This is a genomic window from Nitrospina gracilis Nb-211, assembly GCF_021845525.1.
Classification (GTDB): domain Bacteria; phylum Nitrospinota; class Nitrospinia; order Nitrospinales; family Nitrospinaceae; genus Nitrospina; species Nitrospina gracilis_A.
The window spans coordinates 1,705,340-1,726,301 of sequence record NZ_JAKJKD010000001.1 but is presented as its reverse complement, the minus strand read 5'-3'; the positions used below and the strand labels follow the sequence as shown (position 1 = coordinate 1,726,301).

Genomic DNA, 20,962 nt, shown 5'->3' with positions numbered 1-20,962 from the left:
AACCACCATTTTTAGGTTAATCATAGCGAAAAAAGTTTGACCCAGTTTCAGGGTACAGGGCCTATATTCATTCTATATGGAGGGCCTTTTATGGACACCTTTACCCGAAGTGAACTGGCCAAGCTGGTGGGTGTGAATAAGGAAACCCTTCGTTACTATGAAACCCGCGATTTGATTGATCCCCCCCTCCGGTCCCGATCCGGTTACCGTTTGTACAGTAACGAAGACGCAAAACGTATTCTGTTTATCAAGAACGCGCAGAAGCTGGGCTTTTCGCTGGATGAAATTCATGAAATCCTGAGCCTGCAAACCGCAAAAAAAAATTCCCGCCAAACAACGACGGCCAAAGCCCAGGAAAAGAGAAGGATCATTGACAAACGGATCGACAAATTAAATCAACTGGGAAATGCGATTGATCGAATGATGGAAGCATGGGAAAGAAATGAGACGGACGCTTCCATACTGGCTTATTTGGGAGAGGGCACATTTCTCTCAGAGGATTTATGAAAATCGAGTTGTTGTATTTCAAGAACTGTCCCAATACCGACCCGGCGCTGGAACTTTTACGGGACGTTCTGCGGCAGGAAGGGGTGGACGCTCCCATCCATTCCATTGCCGTGGAGACGTTGGATGAGGCGGAGGGGCATTGCTTCCCCGGTTCGCCCACCATTCGCATAGACGGTAAGGACGTGGAAGGCGAAGTGCGGCAGGGCTATGGATTGGGATGCCGCCTTTATATCGTGGATGGCAATACCCATTATTGGCCACCGCGTGAATGGATAGAGGAAGCCGTCCGTCGAAAGAGAGAGCAGTAAACGAATTCGCCTGTGATTTGATATGGAACAAAAAAAACGGCGTCCCGGTTTGGGACGCCGTTTCTGTTTTGGAATCGCTAGGCGATCAGTAGCGGTAATGATCCGGCTTGTACGGACCTTCCACCGGGATGCCCAGGTAGTCTGCCTGCTTCTGCGTCAGCCGGGTCATCTTGACACCCAACTTCTCGAGGTGCAGACGCGCGACCTCTTCATCCAGATGCTTGGGCAGAGTGTACACGCCGAGTTCGTATTTCTTCTGGAACAGTTCGATCTGCGCCAGCACCTGGTTGGTGAAGGATGCGGACATGACGAACGACGGATGGCCCGTCGCGCAACCCAGGTTCACCAGCCGACCCTCTGCGAGCAGAATGATGCAGTGCCCGTCCGGGAAGGTGTACTTGTCCACCTGCGGCTTGATCTCTTCCTTCTGAATTCCCTTGTAGTTGTTCAGCTCGTCGACCTGAATTTCACAGTCGAAGTGACCGATGTTGCACACGATGGCCGTGTCCTTCATCTTCTCCATGTGATCGATGCGGATGATGTCCTCACAACCCGTGGTGGTGACGTAGATGTCCGCTTCCGGCAGAGCGTCTTCCATGGTGGTCACTTCATAACCTTCCATCGCCGCCTGCAGGGCGCAGATGGGATCGATTTCCGTGATCAGCACGCGGGCGCCATACGCGCGCATGGACTGCGCACAGCCCTTGCCGACGTCGCCGTATCCCGCGACAACCACAACCTTGCCCGCAACCATGATGTCCGTTGCGCGCTTGATGCCGTCTGCCAGAGACTCGCGACAGCCGTACAGGTTGTCGAATTTGGATTTGGTGACGGAGTCGTTGACGTTGATGGCCGGCGATTTCAGCGTGCCGTCCTTCAGCATTTTGTACAGCTTGTGAACGCCCGTCGTCGTCTCCTCAGAGATGCCCTTGATGTTCGGCAACATTTCCGGATGTTTTTCGTGGACGTAACCCGTCAGGTCGCCGCCATCATCGAGGATCATGTTGGGACCTTCCTCGAACAGCAGGGTCTGGGCGGTGCACCACCAGTATTCCTCCTCCGTCTCCCCCTTCCATGCGAAAACGGGAATGCCGGCCTTGGCGATGGCCGCGGCGGCGTGGTCCTGCGTGGAGAAAATATTACAGGAGGCCCAGCGGATCTCAGCCCCCAGCTCGACCAGCGTTTCAATAAGAACCGCCGTCTGAATGGTCATGTGCAGGGACCCTGCAATCCGAGCTCCTTTCAGGGGTTTGTCTTTGCCGTATTTTTCGCGGAGGGCCATCAATCCCGGCATTTCTTTTTCGGCGAGAATGATTTCGCGCCGACCCCAATCCGCCAGGGAGAGGTCTTTCACTTTGTATTTTTCCGCGGCAACCACTGTGGAACTCATGTATTACTCCTTGATAGTTTTTGGTTTAAATTTGAAAAGGACTTAAAATCGAAATCGTTATAAACGACGTCATGCCGTGAATACGGAGTGCACCGAAGCTCGTAAAAAGCTGATTTGTAGGTATTTAGAAGAAAAGCGGTGCGTCAATAGGTGCCATATTGTAACAAATCGACCCTGCGAGATCAAATCGCCACAGGAAAAATCCGATGACCATCACCAAAACGACTATTTACCCATTTGAACCGGGCGCACCGTACAAGGATTTGAAAGCCTACGCGGAGGTGACGCTGGAGGGGGTGCTGACCATAAAGGGGATTCAGGTTTACAGGAGATCGAACGGCGCGATGTACATCCGCCTGCCCAGCCAGCTGGGGAAAAACGGCGAGTATAAGGACCTCGTCGTGGCCGAAACTCCCGACTTCCAAAAGCACCTCCGCGACACCATCGTCGTCGCGTATAAGGCGGAGATGGGGGAGGGGTGAATGGGTGCAATTCCAACCCCCATGATGTAAATTACGTTATGTTCAGTCCACTGTGTGGGACGCTACGCCGCAGGCTATTTACACTCCGCAGTTGTCGTTAAGCTCGCGTATATAAAAATGAACGAATACTCAAAATATTTAATTCTTAAGTCTTCGATTGAAAATTTATTCGGTAGTGATGCTTGGTACGCACTCAAAGAAAGCAACCATCTCAAAACCTGGCGCAAATATGCGGAAAAAACTTTGAAAGCGATTGAGCTTTCTATCAAGGACACTGTGGAAATCTATGACGAAGAATGGATGCAAGAAATTGAAAAAAATATTCAAAGAGGAATAGAGGGAATTAAGCTACGAAAGTCAATTGATGAAATTATTGCAGTTTTATGTGGCACACTAATTAATATTTCATTCCTTCAAATTGGTCAGATTCCCGGGAAGAAGGGAAGTTCGCATAAATATCCGTTAAAAAAGGGTAAATGGAGACTTAACTCATACCGACAAGTTATTTATCTTCAGACAAAAGCACAGAAAGAAGACCTTTTTATGGATAATCAAAGAAGTGAAATTGGATCCGAGAGGCAGATGCAATTGTTAAATGAATACTATTTAAGTAAAAGCAAACTTAAATACTCTGAGTGGTGTAATGAGAATGGGAAAGTCTGACTGTATCACGCAGGCTGTGGCACAGGTCCCAGTCGCTTTAATTAAAACCTAGATTCTTCGCTTTGTTCAGAATGACAATTCAGGTCCAGTCGGGTATCTGTGTTTATCGGTATGCATCGGTGGTTAAAATTTCTTTCCCTCAATTTGTGGAAATCTTCACCGTCTTATAAAGAAAGTTTTTGAAGCTCATGAACTTTTTGCTTTCCTCCGAGTCGGTGCGGAAGCGGGCGGTGCACACGCCCAGCTTCACTGCCAGCCCCGGCAGGTTGGTCTGATATTTCGTCTTCGCCGCCTCGATCACCGTCTTCACCGTGTCCCGCGTCATCTGCTTGGTTTTGAACGGTTCGTAGATGTGCGTCCAGAAGTTGCCGCGCTCCGCCTCGATCTCCTCCAGAAGGTTCGTCACCTGTCCCACCGGTGCGGCATCGAACGTTGCCGTTTCCACCATGTTCTCCTGATCGCCCGCCGCCAGATGATCGCGGGTGATGACGCCGCTCTTATTGAACATGAGGGCGCGCAGTAAAATGTTCTTCAACTCGCGCACGTTGCCGCGGTAACTGCGGTGCTTCAAATATTCCATGGCGTCTGCCGTAAGCACAGGCGGCGGACCGGTTTGGTCGCCTCCCTTGTACGTCGTGTACAACCGGCCGAGGAAATGCGTCGCCAGGTCTGGAATGTCCTCCCGCCGGTCATTGAGCGATGGAATCCGGAAGCTGAGCGCGTTCAAGCGGTGAAACAAATCCTCGCGGAAACGCCCCGCCTCGATTTCCCTCAACAGGTTTTTGTTGGTGGCGGCGATGAGGAAGATGCGCGAATAGCACGGCTGGTTCTCGCCGAGGCGCACGAACACGCCGGTGTCGAGGAAGCGCAGTAACTGTACCTGCGTTTTGGGATCGATGTCGCCGATCTCGTCCAGAAACACGATGCCGCCGTTGGCTTCTTCCAGAATGCCCTGCCGGTTGGAGTCGGCGCTGGTGAACGCGCCTTTCTTGTGACCGAACAGTTCGCTGTAGGTCAGCTCGCCACTGTAGGCGGCGATGTTGGTTTTGCGGAGCGGCAGTTCGAAGTCGGGACGCTTCTTCTTCCGGAAGGTCTCCGACACGCGCGAATAAATATTGTTGAAGAAAAATTCCTTGCCCGCGCCCGTCTCACCCGTAATTAAAAGCGATGGCAGACCCATGAACGCTTCCGTCTGCGGCGAGCGGCCCCAGTTCAGCATGCGGTTGCAGATGGAGTCCACCACCACGTCGATCTGCTTGACGAGCGTGTGGATCTTCTTACTGCGGCCGATGACGTTGCCGAGGTAATACGACGACACGTTCGGATCGCGGTATTCGATCTCGCGTTTGAGTACGGTCATGTCCTTGCGCAGGGCCTCCATCTGTTGCAGGTGGTTCACTTTCTGGCTGATGAGGCTGGCGATGATCTGCAGAATCTTTTTGTGCTCGTCGGTGAAATAGTTGAGCCGGAAACTGTCCTGGTTGAGCACACCCAGCACCTGGTTCTGATAGATGATGGGCACTGCCAGTTCCGAGCGGATGTCCGGCGACAGGTTTTTGTAGAATCCCTGTGTGTGCTTGTGGTTGTTCACGTCATTGACCAGCACCGGACGCGCCGTGTGCGCGCAATACCCGTTCATCGATTTCTGGTCGCTGGGCAGATCGTTGCCGCCGACGGGAAGCGGCAGGATTTTATTTTTCTTCCAGCCGCGCGACTTCGCGCCGATCAGGTTGCCCTCTTCATCTTCCACCAGCAACCACGGTTTGCCGTCGACCACCTGCAGGATGGCGATGGTGCCGCAGTCCGCGCCGATCAACTCCGACGTCTTGGCGAGGATGCTGTCGAGGAATCCCTGCAATGACGTGTTGGTGTCCGACAACAACTCCTCGATCTCGCTCAGCACCTGGATTTCGATGTGCGTCGGACTTTCTTCGAGGATGATGGTCTCCACCATCGACGCGTGTTCCTGCAGAAGGTTTTTCTCGAACGGGGTGAACTCGTAGGGCTCGCCGGTGTAATAGTTGACGGCACAGATGAAGCGCCCCGTCTTCTTATCGTATTTCGGCACCTGGTACAGCGACACGAGATTGATCTCGCTCACGATCTCCTTGCGCGGGAACTGTTCCTCCATCACGTTGGCGTGGTACACCGATCCCTGGTTGGGATCGTTCATCACCAGCCCCTTCTTTTCTTTGTATTTCACGATGCGGTTGATGAGGTGGCGTCCTTCCAGCACGTGGATCTGGTCGCGGGTGTTGTAGATGTCTGCGTGCTCGATGTTCTTGGAATAGACCGCAAGGATTTCCACAATGTCCGCCGTCTTCGCACCGCGCATTTGGGAATTCTGTTCCGTCGCGGGCACCAGCACGGAGGCGAGCGTGAGCTTCTCGATCAGGTTGACGGCGGAGCGCATCATCATCCACGCACTTTCTTTCTTGCGTGCGGTGTCGAGATACTTTGAGAACGAGATGTTCTGGTGAAACCGCTTGGCGCGCTCCACCCCGGCGCTGTTGTCGGAGATGAAGGCGCTGATCTGCTCGATCTGCGCCTGCGTTAAAAACTCGCCTTCCTTGTTCCAATCGAGATTGATGGTGCCGATGGGCCGCATCTGGTAAGTGATGGGGAACACCGCCGTCGCCTGGATGCCGGAAAGCGTTTCATAGGGATTGCGGAAGTTCGCCACCCCGCCCGGGTGCGACCAGGAGGTGACGACGGCATTTTCATAAAACGATTTGGAAGTGATCGATTCCTTGGGGGAAATGTATTTGGTGATGCGGTGACGGTCCGGATGGCTTTCGTTGGAAACGTAATGGCAGATCAGCATGCCTTCGTACAGGTCTTCCAGGTACACGCGGACCGAGTCGCATTGAAATGCGGTTTTCAGGCCTCCGGCCATGACGTGGAGGATGTCGGACAGGTTTTCCTTCTGGAATCCCTTGAGCCGGGTGGTGAGGTCGTTCAAATTCTGGGACATAAATAGACGTTCCAAATGAGTAATAAATCTACACACATTATACATAATGCTGGGGGTGGCTGAAACGTCAGGATTTTCAACACTCCCGGCAATAATTTCCGTCAAAGCGCCAAAATTCCCGGTATTTTTCAGCGGCGCGGAATGCGGCGCGGCGTGCCCTGCTTATAACTCATTTAAATATAATAGGTTTTGCTTTTGGTTTTGGTGGCACCGGTTTTGCTTATAAATGGCAAAGGAGTGTGATTTATGCTGATCGACCGCTTATTGTTTTCAGACCATGTGCCGCTATTGATGAGTAAGTCGCTGGATTTTCAGTCCCAGCGCCAATTGCTCGTGTCCAGCAACATCAGCAACATGGATACCCCCGGTTACAAGGCCAAGGACATTGATTTCAAAAGCGCGTTGCAGGATGCGCTGGGTTCCGGCGGATTGCAGTTGAAGAAGACGCAATCCGGCCATATGGGGCCAGATCTCGACACCCTGCGCCGGCTTCAGCCGCAGGTGCACGAGGAGCCGGACGCCGCCCGGTCCAACGGCAACAATGTCAACGTGGACAAGGAAATGACCAAGCTGGCCCAGACCCAGATCGCGTACTCCGCCACGGTGCAATTGATGAGCAAACGCGGCTCCATCATCCGCTCCGCCATCCGTGAGAACACACAGGCGTGACGGCGCGGGGCAGGGGAATAAGGATTGACAATCCAGCAGGATAAGCCTAACTTGGTGAAAGGAGTTCGGGAGTTTCGAGATGGATGACAACACCCTCAAAGCCAATCTGAAGACGGTTCTTGGTCCGGGGCTCAACCCGGCGCAGGGCAAAGGTGCGCCGCAGAAAGTTGATCCCAACGCGCCGTCTTTTAAAGAGACGCTGTCCGAATCCATCAAGCAGGTGGACAACCTGCAGAAGGAAGCCGACCAGGCGATCGAAAAACTTGTGACCGGCGAATCGCAGAACGTGCATGGAGCCATGGTGGCAGTCAGCAAGGCCGACCTCGCATTCCAGATGACGATGCAGGTGCGTAACAAAATCGTCGAAGCCTACCAGGAAGTGATGCGCATGCAGGTCTGACGGCCTCCTTAATTTGAGTGTATCTTTTCAATCCCTCCGGGTTTCCGGCGGGATTTTTTTTGCCTGAGGCTTGGCAGGTTTGTGCGTTGACAAGGGTGGGCGATTGGGGGATATTTAGGAGATCAATGGGCAAAACACAGCAGGCCCGGGTGTTTTGCGATCATGAGCGAATCCTTTAGGGGGTCAGTATGAAGCGCCTCGTTAATAAGATGCTTTCCATTTTCGTGGGAGCGGCGGTTTTGGGGATGTTCACCGTTTCGCCTGTCTGGGCGCAATCGGGAGGCCACGCCAGTGTCGGCCTGGGACATGGCGAAGAAGGCTACCTGCACCTGCAGGAGATGATCAAGCACCTCGAGTTCAGTCTGAAGATGGACGATGCATCCCAGCAAGTGAAAACGCATGCGCCGGAAGCCATCAAACACGCGCAGGAAGCCCTGCGGCATTACAACGAGGCGTTGGTCCACGCGTCGGAAGCGTTGGGACGCCCGGCCCGCAATCCCATGATGGGCGGAGGTTCCCAGCACGAGCAGGAAGGCTCCGACCATTCGCATGAAGAGGGATCGCAAATGGGGCCGCCGATGGGCAATCCGTACAGCGGACCCCCCATGGGCTACCCGGAAGGCTCCATGCCCGAAGGCTCTCACTGATCGGTTGATAAAGAACACGGCGCTCCCTCCGGGAGCGTCAGGATTCCACCGGCAGTTGGGAATTGCGGCTCCAGTCCCACCACGAGCCATCGTAGTTGCGCACGTTGTAGCCCAGATGGCGGAACACGAAGTACGCCATGCCGGAGCGCACGCCACCCGTGCAGTACACCACCACTTCCTTGTCTTTGGTGATGTTCCATCTCGCCAGCAGGGATTCCAGAACCGGCTTCGCTTTCAAGCGTCCTTGTCCGTCGAAAAACTCCCGCCAGTCGATATGAATCGCTCCCGGAATGTGCCCACCGCGGGAAGACCCGTAAGGCGTCGCTCCATTGTACTCATGACGCTCGCGGTTGTCGATCAGCGCCAGCTCCGGCGTGTTGAGGCGGTCGGCGATCCAATGCTGATCCGCGTACACATTCCAATTGAATTGAATGTCCTCGGGCTTGAGTTGAGAGGCAGGCGGCGGTGAAGCCGTTCCGCGTTCCACCGGCAACCCCTGTTTTTCCCATGCGTCCAGTCCCCCTTCCAGCAGGGCGGTTTTGGTGAACCCGTAGAACTCCAGCATCCAGAAAAAACGTCCGTCGGTGCGCCATTTGTCAGCGGGATCGCCGTACAGGACGAGCGTTTTGCCCCGGTCCACCCCCAGAGCTTTCAATTTGCGGGCGATGGCGGAGCGGTTCTGGTCGATCAGGCCCGGTACCCCGTCTTTTTGCACGGAATAATCCTGCCAGTTGCCGGTGGGCTGGGCGCCCGGGATGTGGCCCAGCAGGTAGCGCCAGGCGGAACGGGTGTCGAGGAGGACGACCTCATTTTGGGGCAGGGCGCGGAACTCATTTATGGTCAAAAGAGGCGCGAATTCCTCCGCCGCCCAGGTGGTCGCCGAGGCCCCGCAAATCAGGCAGATAGCCAGCCCTACGCAGGTGGCAAGAGCCTTTATTTTCCTTGACAAAAAGTCTTTTAGACTTGTAATATCATGCTTCATTTTTTGTGCAACAGCCTTTCATGCTCCGGAAAAGCAAGCGTTAACAATCGCCAGCCCCTTCATCATTGTATCTATTTATGTTTCGGAACGGCAATCGTTTTGTGGGTTGAGAAGGGACTGTCCGGGGCGGTCGATCCAATTAGATGACCCCCAGAATACCGGACCTGCCGGCTGGATGCGACTGAGGGATAATAAAATAGAAAAGTTCAATTAAGACCGTTATTTTGGAGGATCAATGGCCACGAATGATCAGGATAGCAACCGGGATAACCCGTCCGGTGGGCAGAGCCCCGAGGATCGTCTTGAAAAGATAAAGCAGGAAGAAAAGGAAGACGCGAGCTCTTTTTACGCCCAGGGAGATAAGGAAGACGAGGGCAACGTGGAGGATGATTTCGAAAAACCCGTGGCCCCGGTCGATCCCGAAAAAGAAGAGATGAGCCTCCTCAAGGCCGTGGCTTTTCTGGGTTTTGGTATGGCCGCGCTGGCCATCATCTTCATCCTGTTCTTCATTCGCGACCTGGGCAACAAGGTGGGCGATGTGGATGCCGCCGTTAACACCCTTGAGCAGAAATTCGGCCCCCTGCGGCAGGAAGTGGACGAGCAGCTCTCCAAGGTCAATGCAGATGTCACCGACCTCAAAAACCGCTTCGGCACCTATGAGCGGCAGGTGGTGGTTACCGAACTCAAGCGCGCGCTGGTTTCCATCCAGGGCATCACCGGCAATGCGCCGGCAGACGTGCAGAACAAATCCGGACAGGTGGTTGCAAGCATCGAAAGCCTTCTGCAGGAACTGGAAGGCACCGCCACCGGCACCCCGATGCCGCCTGTGACCACTCCGGCTCCGCAGATGGAAACCGCTCCCGCCCCGGCGGTGGAGGAATCCACTGAAAGCGGGGTGGCTGAAGAAACCGTTGCGGCCTCGGAAGAAACTTCCACCGAAGCCCCGGTTGGCCAGATTGAGCTCGAATCCGAAGCTTCTTCTGAAGAGTCCACCGACGATTCCGCTGAAGAACCCGCGGATGAAGGCGGAGATGACATGGAAGAAGAAGGGGATGAGTTCGCTGACGAATAGTAGTATTCTATAATTCAAGCACGGCTTGGGGTCCGCCGGGCCCCAAGCCGTTTTTAATTTCCTTTCCTCTTATACGGTATGCCTGCGATCAAGATAGTCATTTTTGTTTTGCTGGCGTTGGTCATTTCCATTTTCGCTGTCAAAAATCTCGATCTGGTGGAAGTGAGCTTTTACGACTTCGGGCTCAACTCCGTTAATGTCAAAGTTCCCCTTTTGATCGTCATCCTCGCTTCACTGGGATTGGGCTTTCTCCTCGCCTGGGTGGAAGGCTTCTTTTCTAAAATGAAGCTCAAGGCCACCATTCACAGCAAACAAAAGACCATCGATTCCCTGAACAGGGAAGTTGCGGAACTGAAATCGAAGGCCCTTCCGGAACTCACCGAAAAAAACAATCTCTAGAACATGAGCGAGGTAGCATGGGCAAGGTACTGACTCCGCAACAGATTGCGGATTTTGAACGGGATGGATACGTGTCTCTTGCCAATCCCTTTTCGGAGGCGATACTCGACCGTCTGCTGGACTGGGCGAGCGAGGTGCAAAGCTGGCCGGAAACTCCCGGACGCCACATGATGTATTTCGAGTCCAGCCTCAAATCCCCGGGCCAACGGATTCTCCAGCGCGTCGAAAACCTTTACCCCTATCATGAAGGCTTCCGCGAGTTGTTCGACAGCGATGCGTTGAAAGGTGCGGTCAGCGACTTGTTTGGCGAGCCTGCCATCCTGTTCAAGGACAAGATCAATTTCAAACTGCCCGGAGGCGACGGATTCAAATGGCATCAGGATCAACAGGCGGGATGGTGGAATTATGCTGATATTTTCATCACCGCACTGGTTTGCATCGATCCCATGACCCCGGAGAATGGTCCACTGCAGATCTCCGCCGGCCATCATCGAAGTGGATTGATCGGCAATCAATGGGAACCCTTGACGGACGGGCAGATGCAGGGCATGGCGTTTGAAACCCTGCCGCTCCAGCCCGGAGACATGGTGTTCTTTGATTCCTTTGCGCCGCACGGATCCGGTCCCAATCTCACCGACTTCCCCCGCCGCGTTCTTTATGTGACCTACAACAAGATTTCGGCGGGTGATCAGCGCGAGCCGTATTACGCCGATAAACGCAAAAGCTTTCCTCCCGACTGCGAGCGCGATCCCAACAAGGAATACAAGTTTCGGGTTTAGGTTTTTGCGGAGGGTTGCTGCTGGGTGACGCAATGAATCGCGCCCAGTCCCAGCACGAACTCATTGCAGAGAATCGGCACCACCTTCCGGTCCGGAAACAAATCGTTCAGTATTCCTTCCGCCTTTTTGTCACTCGCCCCGCCGAACACCGGCAACAGCACGCATTGGTTTCCGATGTAAAAATTGGCGTGGCTGGCGGGCAGACGGTCGCCTGCAAACTCCACGCGGGCCGGCATGGGGAGGGCAATGGCTTCCAGTTTGTTTCCGTTTTGATCGGTTGCCGATTTTAAAGTTTCCCGGTTGGCTTGCAGGCAGGCGTGATTGGGATCTTCGGCATTGTCGTCATACGCATAGACCACGGTGCCGTCGTTGACGAAGCGCACCAGGTTGTCGATATGGCCGTCGGTGTCATCGCCTTCCAGATCCCCCTCGAACCAGAGGACGTGCGACGCGCCGAGGTATTTCTCCAAACAATTTTCCATTCTTTCCTGCGTCATGCCGGAGTTGCGGTTTTCGTCCAGCAGGCACCGGCGGGTGGTGAGGCAGGTGCCGCGACCGTTGACCTCGATGGCGCCTCCCTCCAATACCAGTCCGGGTTCGAAAATGGGTATGCCGAGACGGCGGGTGATGTCCACCCCGGCACGAGCATCGAGTGCCCATTCGTACTTGCCGCCCCAGGAGTTGAACCGCCATACGTTCGCGGCGACATCGCGCAGGGAACCGTTTTCCCGCACCAGAAAATTGGGCCCGTAGTCGCGAATCCATGAATCGTTGGTGGGCAGGCAATGGACCTGCACATCCTTACCGAGTACGTGGTGTTCCTTCATGCGCTTTTCTATGTACACGCGGCTTTCGGGGTCCTTGGCGAGAACGTGCACGGTTTCGCCTTCGATCAGGGCGGCGATCATTTGCAGGTACACGTCTTCGATGGGGCGCAGGTCGAGCCCGGGCCAGGTTTCAGGGTTGTGCGGCCAGGTCAGCCAGGTGGCGGCGTGGGGTTCCCACTCCGCGGGCATGCGAAAGCCGGACTGCGCCGGCGTGGAATCAGCGGTCATTTGAATCGAGGTAAAGTCGGGTCAGGTTCTGGTAAGCGTCCACCCGCCGATCGCGCAGAAATGGCCAGCCCCGGCGGGTTTCTTCGATGAGTGACAGGTCGCAGTCTACCACCAGCACTTCAGGGCATTCGTCGGACGCCTGGGCCAGCACCTCGCCCAGCGGATCGCACACGAACGAGCGGCCCCAGAACTGGATGTTGTTTTCCTTGCCAATGCGGTTGACCGCAACCGTGAACACACCGTTGGCGATGGAGTGTGATTTCTGGATGGTCTCCCACGCGTTGGCCTGTTTGGAGGCGACCTCGGCGTCGAAGTCCTGAAAGCCGATGGCGGTGGGGTAGAACAGGAACTGTGCCCCGGCCAGTGCAGTCAGCCGCGCGCCTTCGGGGAACCACTGGTCCCAGCAGATGAGCACGCCGATTTTGCCGTAGCGGGTGTCGATGGCCCGAAAGCCATTGTCTCCCGGCGCGAAGTAAAACTTTTCGTAGAAACCGGGGTCGTCCGGAATGTGCATTTTGCGGTAGTGACCGGCAATCGACCCGTCGGCGTCGAACACGATGGCGCTGTTGTGGTACAGTCCGGCGGACCGTTTTTCAAACAGCGGCACGATGAGCACAATCGACAGCTCTTTGGCCAGCGGCCCGAGCGCCTCGGTGGAGGGCCCGGGAATGGGTTCCGCCAGCCGAAACCGGTCGGCGTCCTCCACCTGGCAGAAGTATTGTGAGCGGTAGAGTTCCTGCAGGCAGACAATCTGCGCGCCTTTTTCCGCCGCCTGCCGGATGCCCCGGATGGCTTCCTTCAGGTTTTCATCCGGGTTTTGGCCGCAAGCCATCTGCACGAGGCCGACCTTCACGATTTCTGTCTTGGTATTTGTGCTCATAATTGATTAAAATTAAACTGGTTTCTCGCTTTGCTTCCTTCAAGGGAGTATAAGAAATGTTTCGCCCTACGGCAATGACTTTTGATCAACCCCATCAACCACCAGAATCTGAATCATGTGGGTCAAAAAGGCTTTTCGCGACTACTACAAACCCAAGCTGAAACGGGAACTCAAACGGGACCCCACCCCTGAAGAATGCGACCAGCGGTTCGAAGAGATTTACCAGCAGATCAACCTCACCCTGCTTGTGGGCGTCTATGAAGGGGTCTCGATTTATTTTTACGAGATCGCCAAATTCACCCTCGAAGAATTCAACGGCTTTCGCGACAACTGCGAGGAATATCTTTTCGAACGGTTCGGCGGCGGTAATTACAAATTGAATTTTTATGAAGGCACGTCCTTCATCGTCACCGTGAATTTCAAGATCAAGGGAGAGTCAAAGTGGGAACACCTTCTCCCCGAAAATGCGAAGTCCTGATCCTCTTGCAGTCAATCCTTTCATGAACGGTTCCGCCAATACGTTGAATGCAGTCGTGCCCACAGCCCAGAGTGGGTGGGATGGATATTTCCGTTCGCTGGAAGAGGGCGTGGGTGCGTCCACGGTCGAGGGCTTGACGGGGGCCTCGCGTGCGTGGTTCCTGGTGCGATTATGGAAAACCCTGCGCCGCCCGCTGGTCATCGTGACCGCCGACCAGAACAGCGGCGAAGCCTTGCTGGGCGATCTGCGGTTTTTCCTCAAGTATGAAAACCTGCGGCCGGTGCCGCAATTCTTTCCCACCTGGGAACTGCTTCCCTACGAACCGCTATCTCCTTTGAGCGAAGTGTCGGGCGAGCGGTTGGACGTGCTCGACAAACTGAGCGGGAACCAATGTCCGATTCTCGTCGTTCCTCTGGAAGCGGCGATGCAGTACGTCATGCCGCGGCAGGTGTTGAGCAACCTCACGTATCCGGTGAAGCGGGGCGAGTCGGTGGACCGCGAACTGCTGGAGCTGTGCCTCGTGGACAACGGCTTCCGCCGCACCAAAATGGTGGAGGAACCTGGCGAGTTCAGCTCGCGCGGCGATATCCTCGACCTCTACCTGCCATCGTCGGTAAATCCCATCCGTGTCGAGTTCTTTGGCGACGAGGTGGAATCGATCCGTTACTTCGACGTCACTTCCCAGATTTCGGTGGAGGAGATCGACGCGTTCAAGGTGCTTCCGGTGCGCGAGATCTGTCTCACGCAAAAGGAATGCGAGGAGGGCATTGGGCGCATCCTCGACCACGCCCGTGAGCAGTCGGTGGACCGCGCCAAGCTGAACGAGTTGCTTGAAAAACTGCGTCACCTGCAAACTTTTTCCGGTATTGAGTTTCTGTCGCCGTTTTTTTACGATCAGACGGAGAGCCTGTTTGATCACCTGTCCGCCGATGCCCTGCTGGTGCTGGATGAAAAGGATGCGCTTGAGGAAAAGGCAGATCGTTATGAGGCGTTGATCCACGATGAATACGCGCGTTGCCAGGAACGGGAAGAAGTCGCGCCGCCGCCGCACAAGCTGTACCTGAGTAAGGAAGGTTTGTTTCAAGCCATGCGGTCGCGTCGTCACGTTGTGCTGAACGCGCTCAAGGTTTCCGGCGACGCCGCGCAGGCGTTCGAGGTCAGATCCATTCCCGGGTTTCAGGGACGCTTCGACGGATTCGCCGATGCGGCGCGCGACTGGCAACGCGAGGGGATGGAGATCACCGTCGTTGCCCCGACGAAGGGACACGTCCGCCGCGTCAATGAACTTCTTCTGGAGAAAGAGTTGAGTTTGGCGGTGATGACGGGGCAGGTCAGCAGTGGATTCCAACTTCCCGAAAGCGCTCATGTGTTCGTCGCCGAACATGAAATCTTCGGTCGCACGCACAAGCACCGTTACCGCCGCAAACCCAAATCGGCCAGTTTCCAGCGCGGTTTCAAGGACCTCAAGGCGGGCGACCTTTTGGTGCACGTCGATTACGGCATCGGTAAATACCTGGGCACGCGCGAACTGAAAACCAGCATCGGCGGCGGCGAGTTCATGGAAATCCTTTACGCTAACGATCAGAAACTGTATCTGCCGATGGACGGCCTCGCATATGTGCAGAAGTACCAGGGCGCGGGCGAGGACAACCCGACGCTCAGTCAACTGGGTGGGGCGCAGTGGAAGCGGCAGAAAAAGAAAGTGAAGGATTCCCTGCGCGAGATGGCAGGCGACCTTTTGAAAATCTATGCCGCCCGCGAGATGGCCGAGGGCAACGCTTACGCCACCGATCCCGTCCTGATGCAGGAGTTCTCCGACAGCTTCGAATATGTCGAAACCGACGACCAGTTGAAGGCTATTGAAGAAATCCACGAGGACATGGAGAAGTCGAAACCGATGGACCGCCTCATCTGCGGTGACGTCGGTTACGGCAAGACGGAAGTCGCCATGCGCGCTGCGTTCCGTGCGGTGCTCGACAAAAAACAGGTGGCGGTGCTGGTGCCGACCACCATCCTGGCGCAACAGCACCTCAACACGTTTCGCGAACGGTTCCATATGTATCCGGTGAGCATCGACATGGTCAGCCGCTTCCGCACCGCGAGAGAGCAGAAGGAAGTGTTGCGCCGTTTAAAAGATGGAAAGCTGGATATCATCATCGGCACGCACCGCCTGCTGTCGAAGGACGTGCAGTTCCACAACCTGGGCCTGATGATCATCGACGAGGAACAGCGGTTTGGCGTGAAGCACAAGGAGCAGTTGAAGAAACTGCGCGCGTCGCTGGACATCCTCACGCTTTCCGCCACGCCCATTCCACGCACCCTGCATTTTTCGCTGATGGGGGTGCGCGACCTGAGTGTGATTGAGACGCCGCCCAGCGATCGGCTGGCGATCAAAACCTACATCCGCAAGTTTGACGACAAAACCATCCGCGACGCCATCATGCGCGAGATGGACCGCGGCGGACAGATTTACTTTGTGCACAACAAGGTGCACAGCATCCATTCCGTGGCGGCGCTCATCAAGAAGATCGTGCCGGAGGTGCGCATCGGCATCGCCCACGGCCAGTTGCAGGAGCGCATGCTGGAGAAGGTGATGAAGCAGTTCATCGACAAGGAAATCGATCTTTTGTTGTGCACCTCCATCGTCGAATCCGGTCTCGACATCCCGTCCGCGAACACGATTATCATCAATCGCGCCGACCAGTTTGGTCTCGCCCAGTTGTACCAGTTGCGCGGGCGAGTGGGGCGGTACAAGCACCAGGCCTACGCCTACATGCTGATCCCCGGCACCATGGTGGTGTCCGAAGACGCACGCAAACGCCTGATGGCTTTGGAAGAGATGAGCGACCTCGGCGCGGGGTTTCAGTTGGCCGCGCGCGATATGGAAATCCGCGGCACCGGCAACATGCTCGGCAAAAACCAGTCGGGGCACATCTCCACCGTCGGTTTCGACCTGTACTGCAAACTGCTGGAGGAAACCATTCGCGAATCGCAGGGTGAGAAGGTTGAGGAAAAGGTCGAGACCGAAATAGACTTTCAGGTGCGGGGCTACATACCGAAGGATTACATTGCCGATCTGAATCAGCGTCTGGAAGCTTACCAGCGTTTGCAGTTGGTAGGGGATCTCGAAGGCCTGGAGGCCTTTCGCAAGGAGTTGAACGACCGCTTCGGCGCGATTCCCTCGGAAACCGAAAAACTGCTGGCGCTGATGGAAGCCAAAATCCTGTGTCAGCGCCTGCACATCACCAAAGCCCAACGGTCCGGGGAATTCGTCTATCTGAAAATCGCGCCGACCACGCCGGTGAAGACGGAGGCCCTGACCGCGCTTCTGGATTTGCGGCTGAGCCTGGTTTCCGAGTATGAGATCCGCGTCAAGGTGGACAATGCCGGGTGGAAAAAGGATATCGAGAGAGTGGTTGGGTACTTGAGACAATTGGCGGAGTCGTTGGATGAAGATTGAATCGAATCCCATTTATATTCATCCGTGCGCAGGCTTTGTGCTCCTGCTGCTGGCGTTTTTGTTGACCGGCTGTGGCGAGGACAAGGAAACTCCGAAGTTTGAGAACTCCGATATGATTGCCCGCGTGAACGGCGAAACGCTGGATCGCAAGGCGTTGACCAAGGAAGTCAGCCGCAACAAGAAAAAATATCGAGTTGAGGAAGAGGGGGAGTCCCTGTCCAAGGAAAAGTTGATCTGGCTTCGCATGGACGCGCTCAATCAGATGATCCAGGAGAAAATTCTTCTGCAGGAGGCAAAAAAGCAGGGGGTGGAACTGGAACCGGACGCGCTGGAGATCGAGTACCACAACATCCGCCAGGGGTATGAAAAGGAAGCATTTCAAAAAATTCTCGATTTCCAGGAAAATACCGAAAAGGAATGGAAGGAGAAGTTGAAAAGGCGGCTCCTTATAAAAAAACTGATTCAGGAAACCGTCAACAGCCGGGTTTCAGTACAAGAAGAAGAATTGAAGCGGTATTTCGACGAGCATCAGGATGAATTCCAGAAAGGCGAACAGTTGCGCGCCCTGCACATCATGGTGGAAAATGAAGATTCGGCCCGTGACATCCTGAAGCTCCTGCGCAAGGGTAAAAAATTCGAAGACCTGGCGCGGGAGCATTCTCTGGGACTGGAAAGCGAAAGCGGCGGCGACATGGGGTACTTCGAGGCGGGGCAGATGCCGGAAGAATTCGACGAAATTTTCGATCTTAAAGTGAATAAGGTCAGTGACATCATTCACACCCCGTATGGCTACCACGTGTTCAAAGTGGTCGATAAAAAGCCCGAGCGGAAAATGAGTTTTGAAGAATCGAAGGATGCGATTCACAAGAAGCTGTTGCGTGAGGCCCAGGAAACCGCCTTTCAGGCCTGGCTTCTCAACCTGAAGAATCAGGCAAAAATCGAAATCAATTATGACGCACTGGAAACCATTCATTAGACCGATACTGTTTGCCGCTCTGTTCCTGTTTGCGGGAGCGGGGGGAGTGCAGGCCAAAATGCTGGACCGTGTCGTGGCCAAGGTCAACAACGAGATCATCACCTTGAGCGCACTGGAGGAGCGGGCGCGGGTGGATATGGCCCGCTATTCCGGCATGGGCGTGGAGAGCCTGCCTCCTTACGAGGAGGTGCGTCTGCAAACTCTCGATCAGATGATCGATGAAATTCTGCTGATCGGCGTGGCCGAGCGCTTGAACATGATCGTGGAAGAAAGCCAGATGCAGAGCGCTCTGGATGATATCCGCGCCCGTGGCAACCTGACGCAGGAACAACTGGTCGAAATGCTCAAGCAGGAAGGCCGTACAATAGAAGAATATAAGAAGCGTATCCGCGAGCAGATTCTGTTGAGCCGCGTCATCAATCTGGAGATCCGTTCGCGGATCAAGGTCACAAAAGAAGATATTGCGGAGTACTACGATGCGCACCGGAAAGAGTTCTGGTCCACACCCAAAGTGCGCGCGCGGCACATCCTGTTCATTCTGGACAATACCCTGACGCAGGATGAGGTGGAGTTGAAAAAAAACAAAGCGCAAATGGCTCTGGAGCAGATTCAGAGCGGCCGTGACTTTGTGGAGGTGGCGAAGGAGTTTTCGGAGGACGTGACTGCATCGAATGGCGGTGATCTGGGCATGCTTGAAAAGGGCAAGATGATCGCCGAATTCGAGGACGCCGCGTTTTCGCTTGAGTCGGGGCAGGTCAGCGGTATCGTGCGTTCTCCTTATGGACTGCACATCATCAAGGTGGAGGAAGTCCTGCACGGCGCTCCCATTCCCATGGAAGAGGTGGAAGACCGCATCACCGCTCAATTGAAGCACCAGCGTTTCGAGTCGGTATTCAAAGAATACATTGAGGACCTGCGGGCCCAGTCGTTCATCGAGAAAAAGCTGGGAGCGCTCAAACCTTCGGGCGATCAAACCAAAACGCCTGTTGCGGGGAACAAAGTGCCGGCCCCGTCGGTCAAAGAAGTGAACTCGACCCAGGCGAAGGAACAAGTTCAGCGGCAGGTGGAAGTGCTGCCACCCCTGGAAATCGGCAAAAAGGGAATCGTTCAAAAGCAGACTCCGGTTTCCCAGGAGTTCCGACCGCTGGAGAAAAAACTGAAGTATTACAAAAATCTGAGAGACATGGGCCTGATCACCGAGCAGGAATACAACCACCGTAAGAAATCCCTGCTGGACAACTTGTGATTCCCGCGGCATTCCCGCGCCTGCGTTCCTGCCTTTTTGTCCCGGTCTCTTATCCCCCTCAGGGGCGGCATGCTTTCTTTTCCTGAAAAAATTCAGCGCACCCTCGTGGTCCACAAAATGGTGAAGCCAGGAGACCACCTGGTCGTCGCCGTTTCCGGTGGTCCGGATTCCATGGCGCTTTTGCACGCTCTGGTGCGGTTGCGCTCCAGTCTGGATTTGCGCCTGACCGTGGCGCACCTGGATCACGGAACCCGCGGGGGGGCATCGGCGGCAGACGCCGAATTCGTCCGCCAAACCGCGGCCGGACTGGGGATTCCTGTCGTGATCGAACGGCGCGATGTGCCCGGCGAGCGGGAGAAGATCGGGATGTCCTTTCAGGAAGCGGCACGCACCGTCCGGCTTCGATTTCTGGAATCGGTGCGGGAACGGGTGTCGGCCGACACAGTGGCGTTGGCCCACACCGTGGACGACCAGGCGGAGACGGTGCTCATCAACCTGCTGCGCGGCGGCGGGCCGCGCGGGCTGAGCGGCATGCGTCCGGTGCGCGACAATCTCATCCGTCCCTTGATCAATTGCACGCGCTCGGAGGCAGTGAATTTTCTCCAGGAAGAGGGGATCGAGTACCGGCAAGATGAAACCAACCGCGACCCCCGGTACCTGCGTAACCGCATCCGGATGGAGTTGATTCCGCACCTGGAGCAGGAATACAATCCGCAGGCCCGTCAGGCCCTGCACCAGACCGCGCGCATTCTTCAGTGGGAAGAAGACCATTTGAATCGTGAAACCGAGGACTGGTTCGAGCGGCTGGGCCGGGTGGAGCCCCTGAGTCACCACGTTGTTCTGGAATGCGAAGCCCTGAAAGCGTTGTCGCCGGCCTTGCAAGCCAGGCTGGTGCGGCTGGCATTGGAACGCGGATGCGGCACCCTGCGCCGGTTCACCTTCGGCCACATCCTGAATGTGCTGGAATTGCTGGAAGAGGGCAAAAGTGGCAAGGTGGTCTCCCTGCCTGGGCACTGGGCGGCCGAGCGCGAGGTCAATTCCCTCAAGATATATAAAATCCCGGAGCCCAAATCCGGCATCATAAATGGTGACAACCCTTTGTCAGGAGAGGGGCTGGCGCTTCAGGTTCCCGGCGTGACCGCCGTGGACGCTTTGGGGGTCCGAATCTCGATCGAGGTGGAGCAGGGCGTTCATCAGGGCGCGGCGAAACCCAATCAGGCGCTTCTGGACTTCGATAAAACCGGGGCTTCCCTGCGAATCCGATACTGGCGGCCGGGCGACCGGTTTCAGCCACTTGGTATGCAGGGAACCAAAAAGCTGAAGGACTACTTTAAGGACCAGAAAATCCCACGCGCGGAAAGAAAACGGATGACCGTGTTGACAACCGCGCAGGATCATATTATCTGGGTTGTTGAGGGGCGCATTTCGGAGCTGTACCGCATTTCGGATCAAACCCGCAAAACATTGAATATCAGGGTTTTGGAATGAAAGAGGGGCGCCAACACGATGGGCAAGAAACCCGCCAACACGGGATAAATTGTGCTACCATGGGAAAACAGGACGGCAATTGCCCAGATACGATATAGAAGGAGACG

Annotated in this window: 20 protein-coding genes; 15 read left to right on the top strand and 5 right to left on the bottom strand. The window is 55.3% G+C overall.

The window, feature by feature from the left end; genetic code table 11:
* The first annotated feature begins 90 nt into the window (after positions 1 to 90).
* Together J2S31_RS14600 and J2S31_RS08210 are read left to right on the top strand one after the other, a co-directional pair.
* Positions 91 to 507 carry a MerR family transcriptional regulator gene (locus J2S31_RS14600; protein WP_272908674.1) on the top strand — a complete coding sequence of 139 codons (417 nt, stop codon included), beginning with the start codon at positions 91 to 93 and terminating at the stop codon, positions 505 to 507.
* Positions 504 to 815 (top strand): DUF2703 domain-containing protein, encoded by a 312-nt coding sequence (locus J2S31_RS08210; protein WP_237098602.1) that lies wholly within the window; start codon positions 504 to 506, stop codon positions 813 to 815. The genes J2S31_RS14600 and J2S31_RS08210 overlap by 4 nt, the downstream gene beginning before the upstream one ends.
* 85 nt (positions 816 to 900) lie before the next feature.
* Here J2S31_RS08210 and ahcY read toward each other — a convergent pair whose 3' ends face one another.
* Positions 901 to 2,205 carry an adenosylhomocysteinase gene (gene ahcY / locus J2S31_RS08205; RefSeq protein ID WP_237098601.1) on the bottom strand — a complete coding sequence of 435 codons (1,305 nt, stop codon included), beginning with the start codon at positions 2,203 to 2,205 and terminating at the stop codon, positions 901 to 903.
* Positions 2,206 to 2,411: 206 nt separating this feature from the next.
* On the opposite strand from ahcY, the gene J2S31_RS08200 reads away from it, so the two are divergent.
* Together J2S31_RS08200 and J2S31_RS08195 are read left to right on the top strand one after the other, a co-directional pair.
* On the top strand, positions 2,412 to 2,687 hold the full coding sequence (locus J2S31_RS08200) for a septation protein SpoVG family protein (RefSeq protein ID WP_237098600.1): 276 nt from the start codon (positions 2,412 to 2,414) through the stop codon (positions 2,685 to 2,687).
* A gap of 117 nt (positions 2,688 to 2,804) precedes the next feature.
* Positions 2,805 to 3,350, top strand: a complete 546-nt coding sequence (locus J2S31_RS08195) for a hypothetical protein (protein ID WP_237098599.1) — start codon at positions 2,805 to 2,807, stop codon at positions 3,348 to 3,350.
* Between the two features lie 139 nt (positions 3,351 to 3,489).
* Here the strand turns inward: J2S31_RS08195 and J2S31_RS08190 are convergent, their stop codons facing one another.
* Positions 3,490 to 6,324: a sigma 54-interacting transcriptional regulator gene (locus J2S31_RS08190; protein WP_237098598.1), complete on the bottom strand. Its 2,835-nt coding sequence runs from the start codon at positions 6,322 to 6,324 to the stop codon at positions 3,490 to 3,492.
* Positions 6,325 to 6,570: 246 nt separating this feature from the next.
* Between J2S31_RS08190 and flgB the strand changes: the two genes are divergently transcribed.
* From flgB to J2S31_RS08175, 3 genes are all read left to right on the top strand, one after another.
* The gene (gene flgB / locus J2S31_RS08185) at positions 6,571 to 6,993 is read left to right on the top strand and encodes a flagellar basal body rod protein FlgB (RefSeq protein ID WP_237098597.1); all 423 of its coding nucleotides are present in this window, start codon (positions 6,571 to 6,573) and stop codon (positions 6,991 to 6,993) included.
* A gap of 79 nt (positions 6,994 to 7,072) precedes the next feature.
* A complete protein-coding gene (gene fliE / locus J2S31_RS08180; protein WP_237098596.1) occupies positions 7,073 to 7,393 on the top strand; it encodes a flagellar hook-basal body complex protein FliE in 321 nt (106 codons plus the stop codon).
* 188 nt (positions 7,394 to 7,581) lie between these two features.
* Positions 7,582 to 8,040 (top strand): hypothetical protein, encoded by a 459-nt coding sequence (locus J2S31_RS08175; protein WP_237098595.1) that lies wholly within the window; start codon positions 7,582 to 7,584, stop codon positions 8,038 to 8,040.
* 37 nt (positions 8,041 to 8,077) lie between these two features.
* On the opposite strand, the gene J2S31_RS08170 is transcribed toward J2S31_RS08175, so the two are convergent.
* Complete coding sequence (locus tag J2S31_RS08170; RefSeq protein WP_237098594.1) at positions 8,078 to 8,989, bottom strand: sulfurtransferase; 912 nt, start codon at positions 8,987 to 8,989, stop codon at positions 8,078 to 8,080.
* 268 nt (positions 8,990 to 9,257) lie between these two features.
* Here J2S31_RS08170 and J2S31_RS08165 point away from each other — a divergent pair, with 268 nt between their 5' ends.
* The 3 genes from J2S31_RS08165 to J2S31_RS08155 all read left to right on the top strand — a co-directional run bounded on the left by J2S31_RS08165 (position 9,258) and on the right by J2S31_RS08155 (position 11,272).
* Entirely contained in the window at positions 9,258 to 10,094 is an 837-nt protein-coding gene (locus J2S31_RS08165) for a hypothetical protein (protein ID WP_237098593.1), read from the top strand.
* Between the two features lie 78 nt (positions 10,095 to 10,172).
* Positions 10,173 to 10,493 carry a LapA family protein gene (locus J2S31_RS08160; protein ID WP_237098592.1) on the top strand — a complete coding sequence of 107 codons (321 nt, stop codon included), beginning with the start codon at positions 10,173 to 10,175 and terminating at the stop codon, positions 10,491 to 10,493.
* 17 nt (positions 10,494 to 10,510) lie between these two features.
* Positions 10,511 to 11,272 carry a phytanoyl-CoA dioxygenase family protein gene (locus J2S31_RS08155; RefSeq protein WP_237098591.1) on the top strand — a complete coding sequence of 254 codons (762 nt, stop codon included), beginning with the start codon at positions 10,511 to 10,513 and terminating at the stop codon, positions 11,270 to 11,272.
* Here the strand turns inward: J2S31_RS08155 and J2S31_RS08150 are convergent.
* A complete protein-coding gene (locus J2S31_RS08150) occupies positions 11,269 to 12,327 on the bottom strand; it encodes an agmatine deiminase family protein (RefSeq protein WP_237098590.1) in 1,059 nt (352 codons plus the stop codon). The genes J2S31_RS08155 and J2S31_RS08150 overlap by 4 nt on opposite strands.
* On the bottom strand, positions 12,317 to 13,207 hold the full coding sequence (locus J2S31_RS08145; protein ID WP_237098589.1) for a carbon-nitrogen hydrolase: 891 nt from the start codon (positions 13,205 to 13,207) through the stop codon (positions 12,317 to 12,319). The genes J2S31_RS08150 and J2S31_RS08145 overlap by 11 nt, the downstream gene beginning before the upstream one ends.
* A gap of 115 nt (positions 13,208 to 13,322) precedes the next feature.
* Here J2S31_RS08145 and J2S31_RS08140 point away from each other — a divergent pair, with 115 nt between their 5' ends.
* The 5 genes from J2S31_RS08140 to tilS all read left to right on the top strand — a co-directional run bounded on the left by J2S31_RS08140 (position 13,323) and on the right by tilS (position 20,855).
* A complete protein-coding gene (locus J2S31_RS08140; protein WP_237098588.1) occupies positions 13,323 to 13,685 on the top strand; it encodes a hypothetical protein in 363 nt (120 codons plus the stop codon).
* 22 nt (positions 13,686 to 13,707) lie between these two features.
* Positions 13,708 to 17,145 carry a transcription-repair coupling factor gene (gene mfd / locus J2S31_RS08135; protein WP_237098587.1) on the top strand — a complete coding sequence of 1,146 codons (3,438 nt, stop codon included), beginning with the start codon at positions 13,708 to 13,710 and terminating at the stop codon, positions 17,143 to 17,145.
* Positions 17,135 to 18,121, top strand: coding sequence for a peptidyl-prolyl cis-trans isomerase (locus tag J2S31_RS08130; RefSeq protein ID WP_237098586.1), 987 nt, complete (start codon positions 17,135 to 17,137; stop codon positions 18,119 to 18,121). The genes mfd and J2S31_RS08130 overlap by 11 nt, the downstream gene beginning before the upstream one ends.
* Positions 18,096 to 19,367, top strand: coding sequence for a peptidylprolyl isomerase (locus tag J2S31_RS08125; RefSeq protein WP_237098585.1), 1,272 nt, complete (start codon positions 18,096 to 18,098; stop codon positions 19,365 to 19,367). Before J2S31_RS08130 ends, J2S31_RS08125 begins: the two co-directional genes overlap by 26 nt.
* 69 nt (positions 19,368 to 19,436) lie before the next feature.
* Entirely contained in the window at positions 19,437 to 20,855 is a 1,419-nt protein-coding gene (gene tilS / locus J2S31_RS08120) for a tRNA lysidine(34) synthetase TilS (RefSeq protein ID WP_237098584.1), read from the top strand.
* Positions 20,856 to 20,962: the final 107 nt, after the last annotated feature.

Excerpts from the sequence above, each read along its gene's own strand:
- J2S31_RS14600 (WP_272908674.1), top strand. The coding sequence starts at position 91 with ATGGACACCTTTACCCGAAGTGAACTGGCCAAGCTGGTGGGTGTGAAT.
- J2S31_RS08210 (WP_237098602.1), top strand. The coding sequence starts at position 504 with ATGAAAATCGAGTTGTTGTATTTCAAGAACTGTCCCAATACCGACCCG.
- ahcY (WP_237098601.1), bottom strand. The coding sequence starts at position 2,205 with ATGAGTTCCACAGTGGTTGCCGCGGAAAAATACAAAGTGAAAGACCTC.
- J2S31_RS08200 (WP_237098600.1), top strand. The coding sequence starts at position 2,412 with ATGACCATCACCAAAACGACTATTTACCCATTTGAACCGGGCGCACCG.
- J2S31_RS08195 (WP_237098599.1), top strand. The coding sequence starts at position 2,805 with ATGAACGAATACTCAAAATATTTAATTCTTAAGTCTTCGATTGAAAAT.
- J2S31_RS08190 (WP_237098598.1), bottom strand. The coding sequence starts at position 6,324 with ATGTCCCAGAATTTGAACGACCTCACCACCCGGCTCAAGGGATTCCAG.
- flgB (WP_237098597.1), top strand. The coding sequence starts at position 6,571 with ATGCTGATCGACCGCTTATTGTTTTCAGACCATGTGCCGCTATTGATG.
- fliE (WP_237098596.1), top strand. The coding sequence starts at position 7,073 with ATGGATGACAACACCCTCAAAGCCAATCTGAAGACGGTTCTTGGTCCG.
- J2S31_RS08175 (WP_237098595.1), top strand. The coding sequence starts at position 7,582 with ATGAAGCGCCTCGTTAATAAGATGCTTTCCATTTTCGTGGGAGCGGCG.
- J2S31_RS08165 (WP_237098593.1), top strand. The coding sequence starts at position 9,258 with ATGGCCACGAATGATCAGGATAGCAACCGGGATAACCCGTCCGGTGGG.
- J2S31_RS08160 (WP_237098592.1), top strand. The coding sequence starts at position 10,173 with ATGCCTGCGATCAAGATAGTCATTTTTGTTTTGCTGGCGTTGGTCATT.
- J2S31_RS08155 (WP_237098591.1), top strand. The coding sequence starts at position 10,511 with ATGGGCAAGGTACTGACTCCGCAACAGATTGCGGATTTTGAACGGGAT.
- J2S31_RS08150 (WP_237098590.1), bottom strand. The coding sequence starts at position 12,327 with ATGACCGCTGATTCCACGCCGGCGCAGTCCGGCTTTCGCATGCCCGCG.
- J2S31_RS08145 (WP_237098589.1), bottom strand. The coding sequence starts at position 13,207 with ATGAGCACAAATACCAAGACAGAAATCGTGAAGGTCGGCCTCGTGCAG.
- J2S31_RS08140 (WP_237098588.1), top strand. The coding sequence starts at position 13,323 with ATGTGGGTCAAAAAGGCTTTTCGCGACTACTACAAACCCAAGCTGAAA.
- mfd (WP_237098587.1), top strand. The coding sequence starts at position 13,708 with ATGAACGGTTCCGCCAATACGTTGAATGCAGTCGTGCCCACAGCCCAG.
- J2S31_RS08130 (WP_237098586.1), top strand. The coding sequence starts at position 17,135 with ATGAAGATTGAATCGAATCCCATTTATATTCATCCGTGCGCAGGCTTT.
- J2S31_RS08125 (WP_237098585.1), top strand. The coding sequence starts at position 18,096 with ATGACGCACTGGAAACCATTCATTAGACCGATACTGTTTGCCGCTCTG.
- tilS (WP_237098584.1), top strand. The coding sequence starts at position 19,437 with ATGCTTTCTTTTCCTGAAAAAATTCAGCGCACCCTCGTGGTCCACAAA.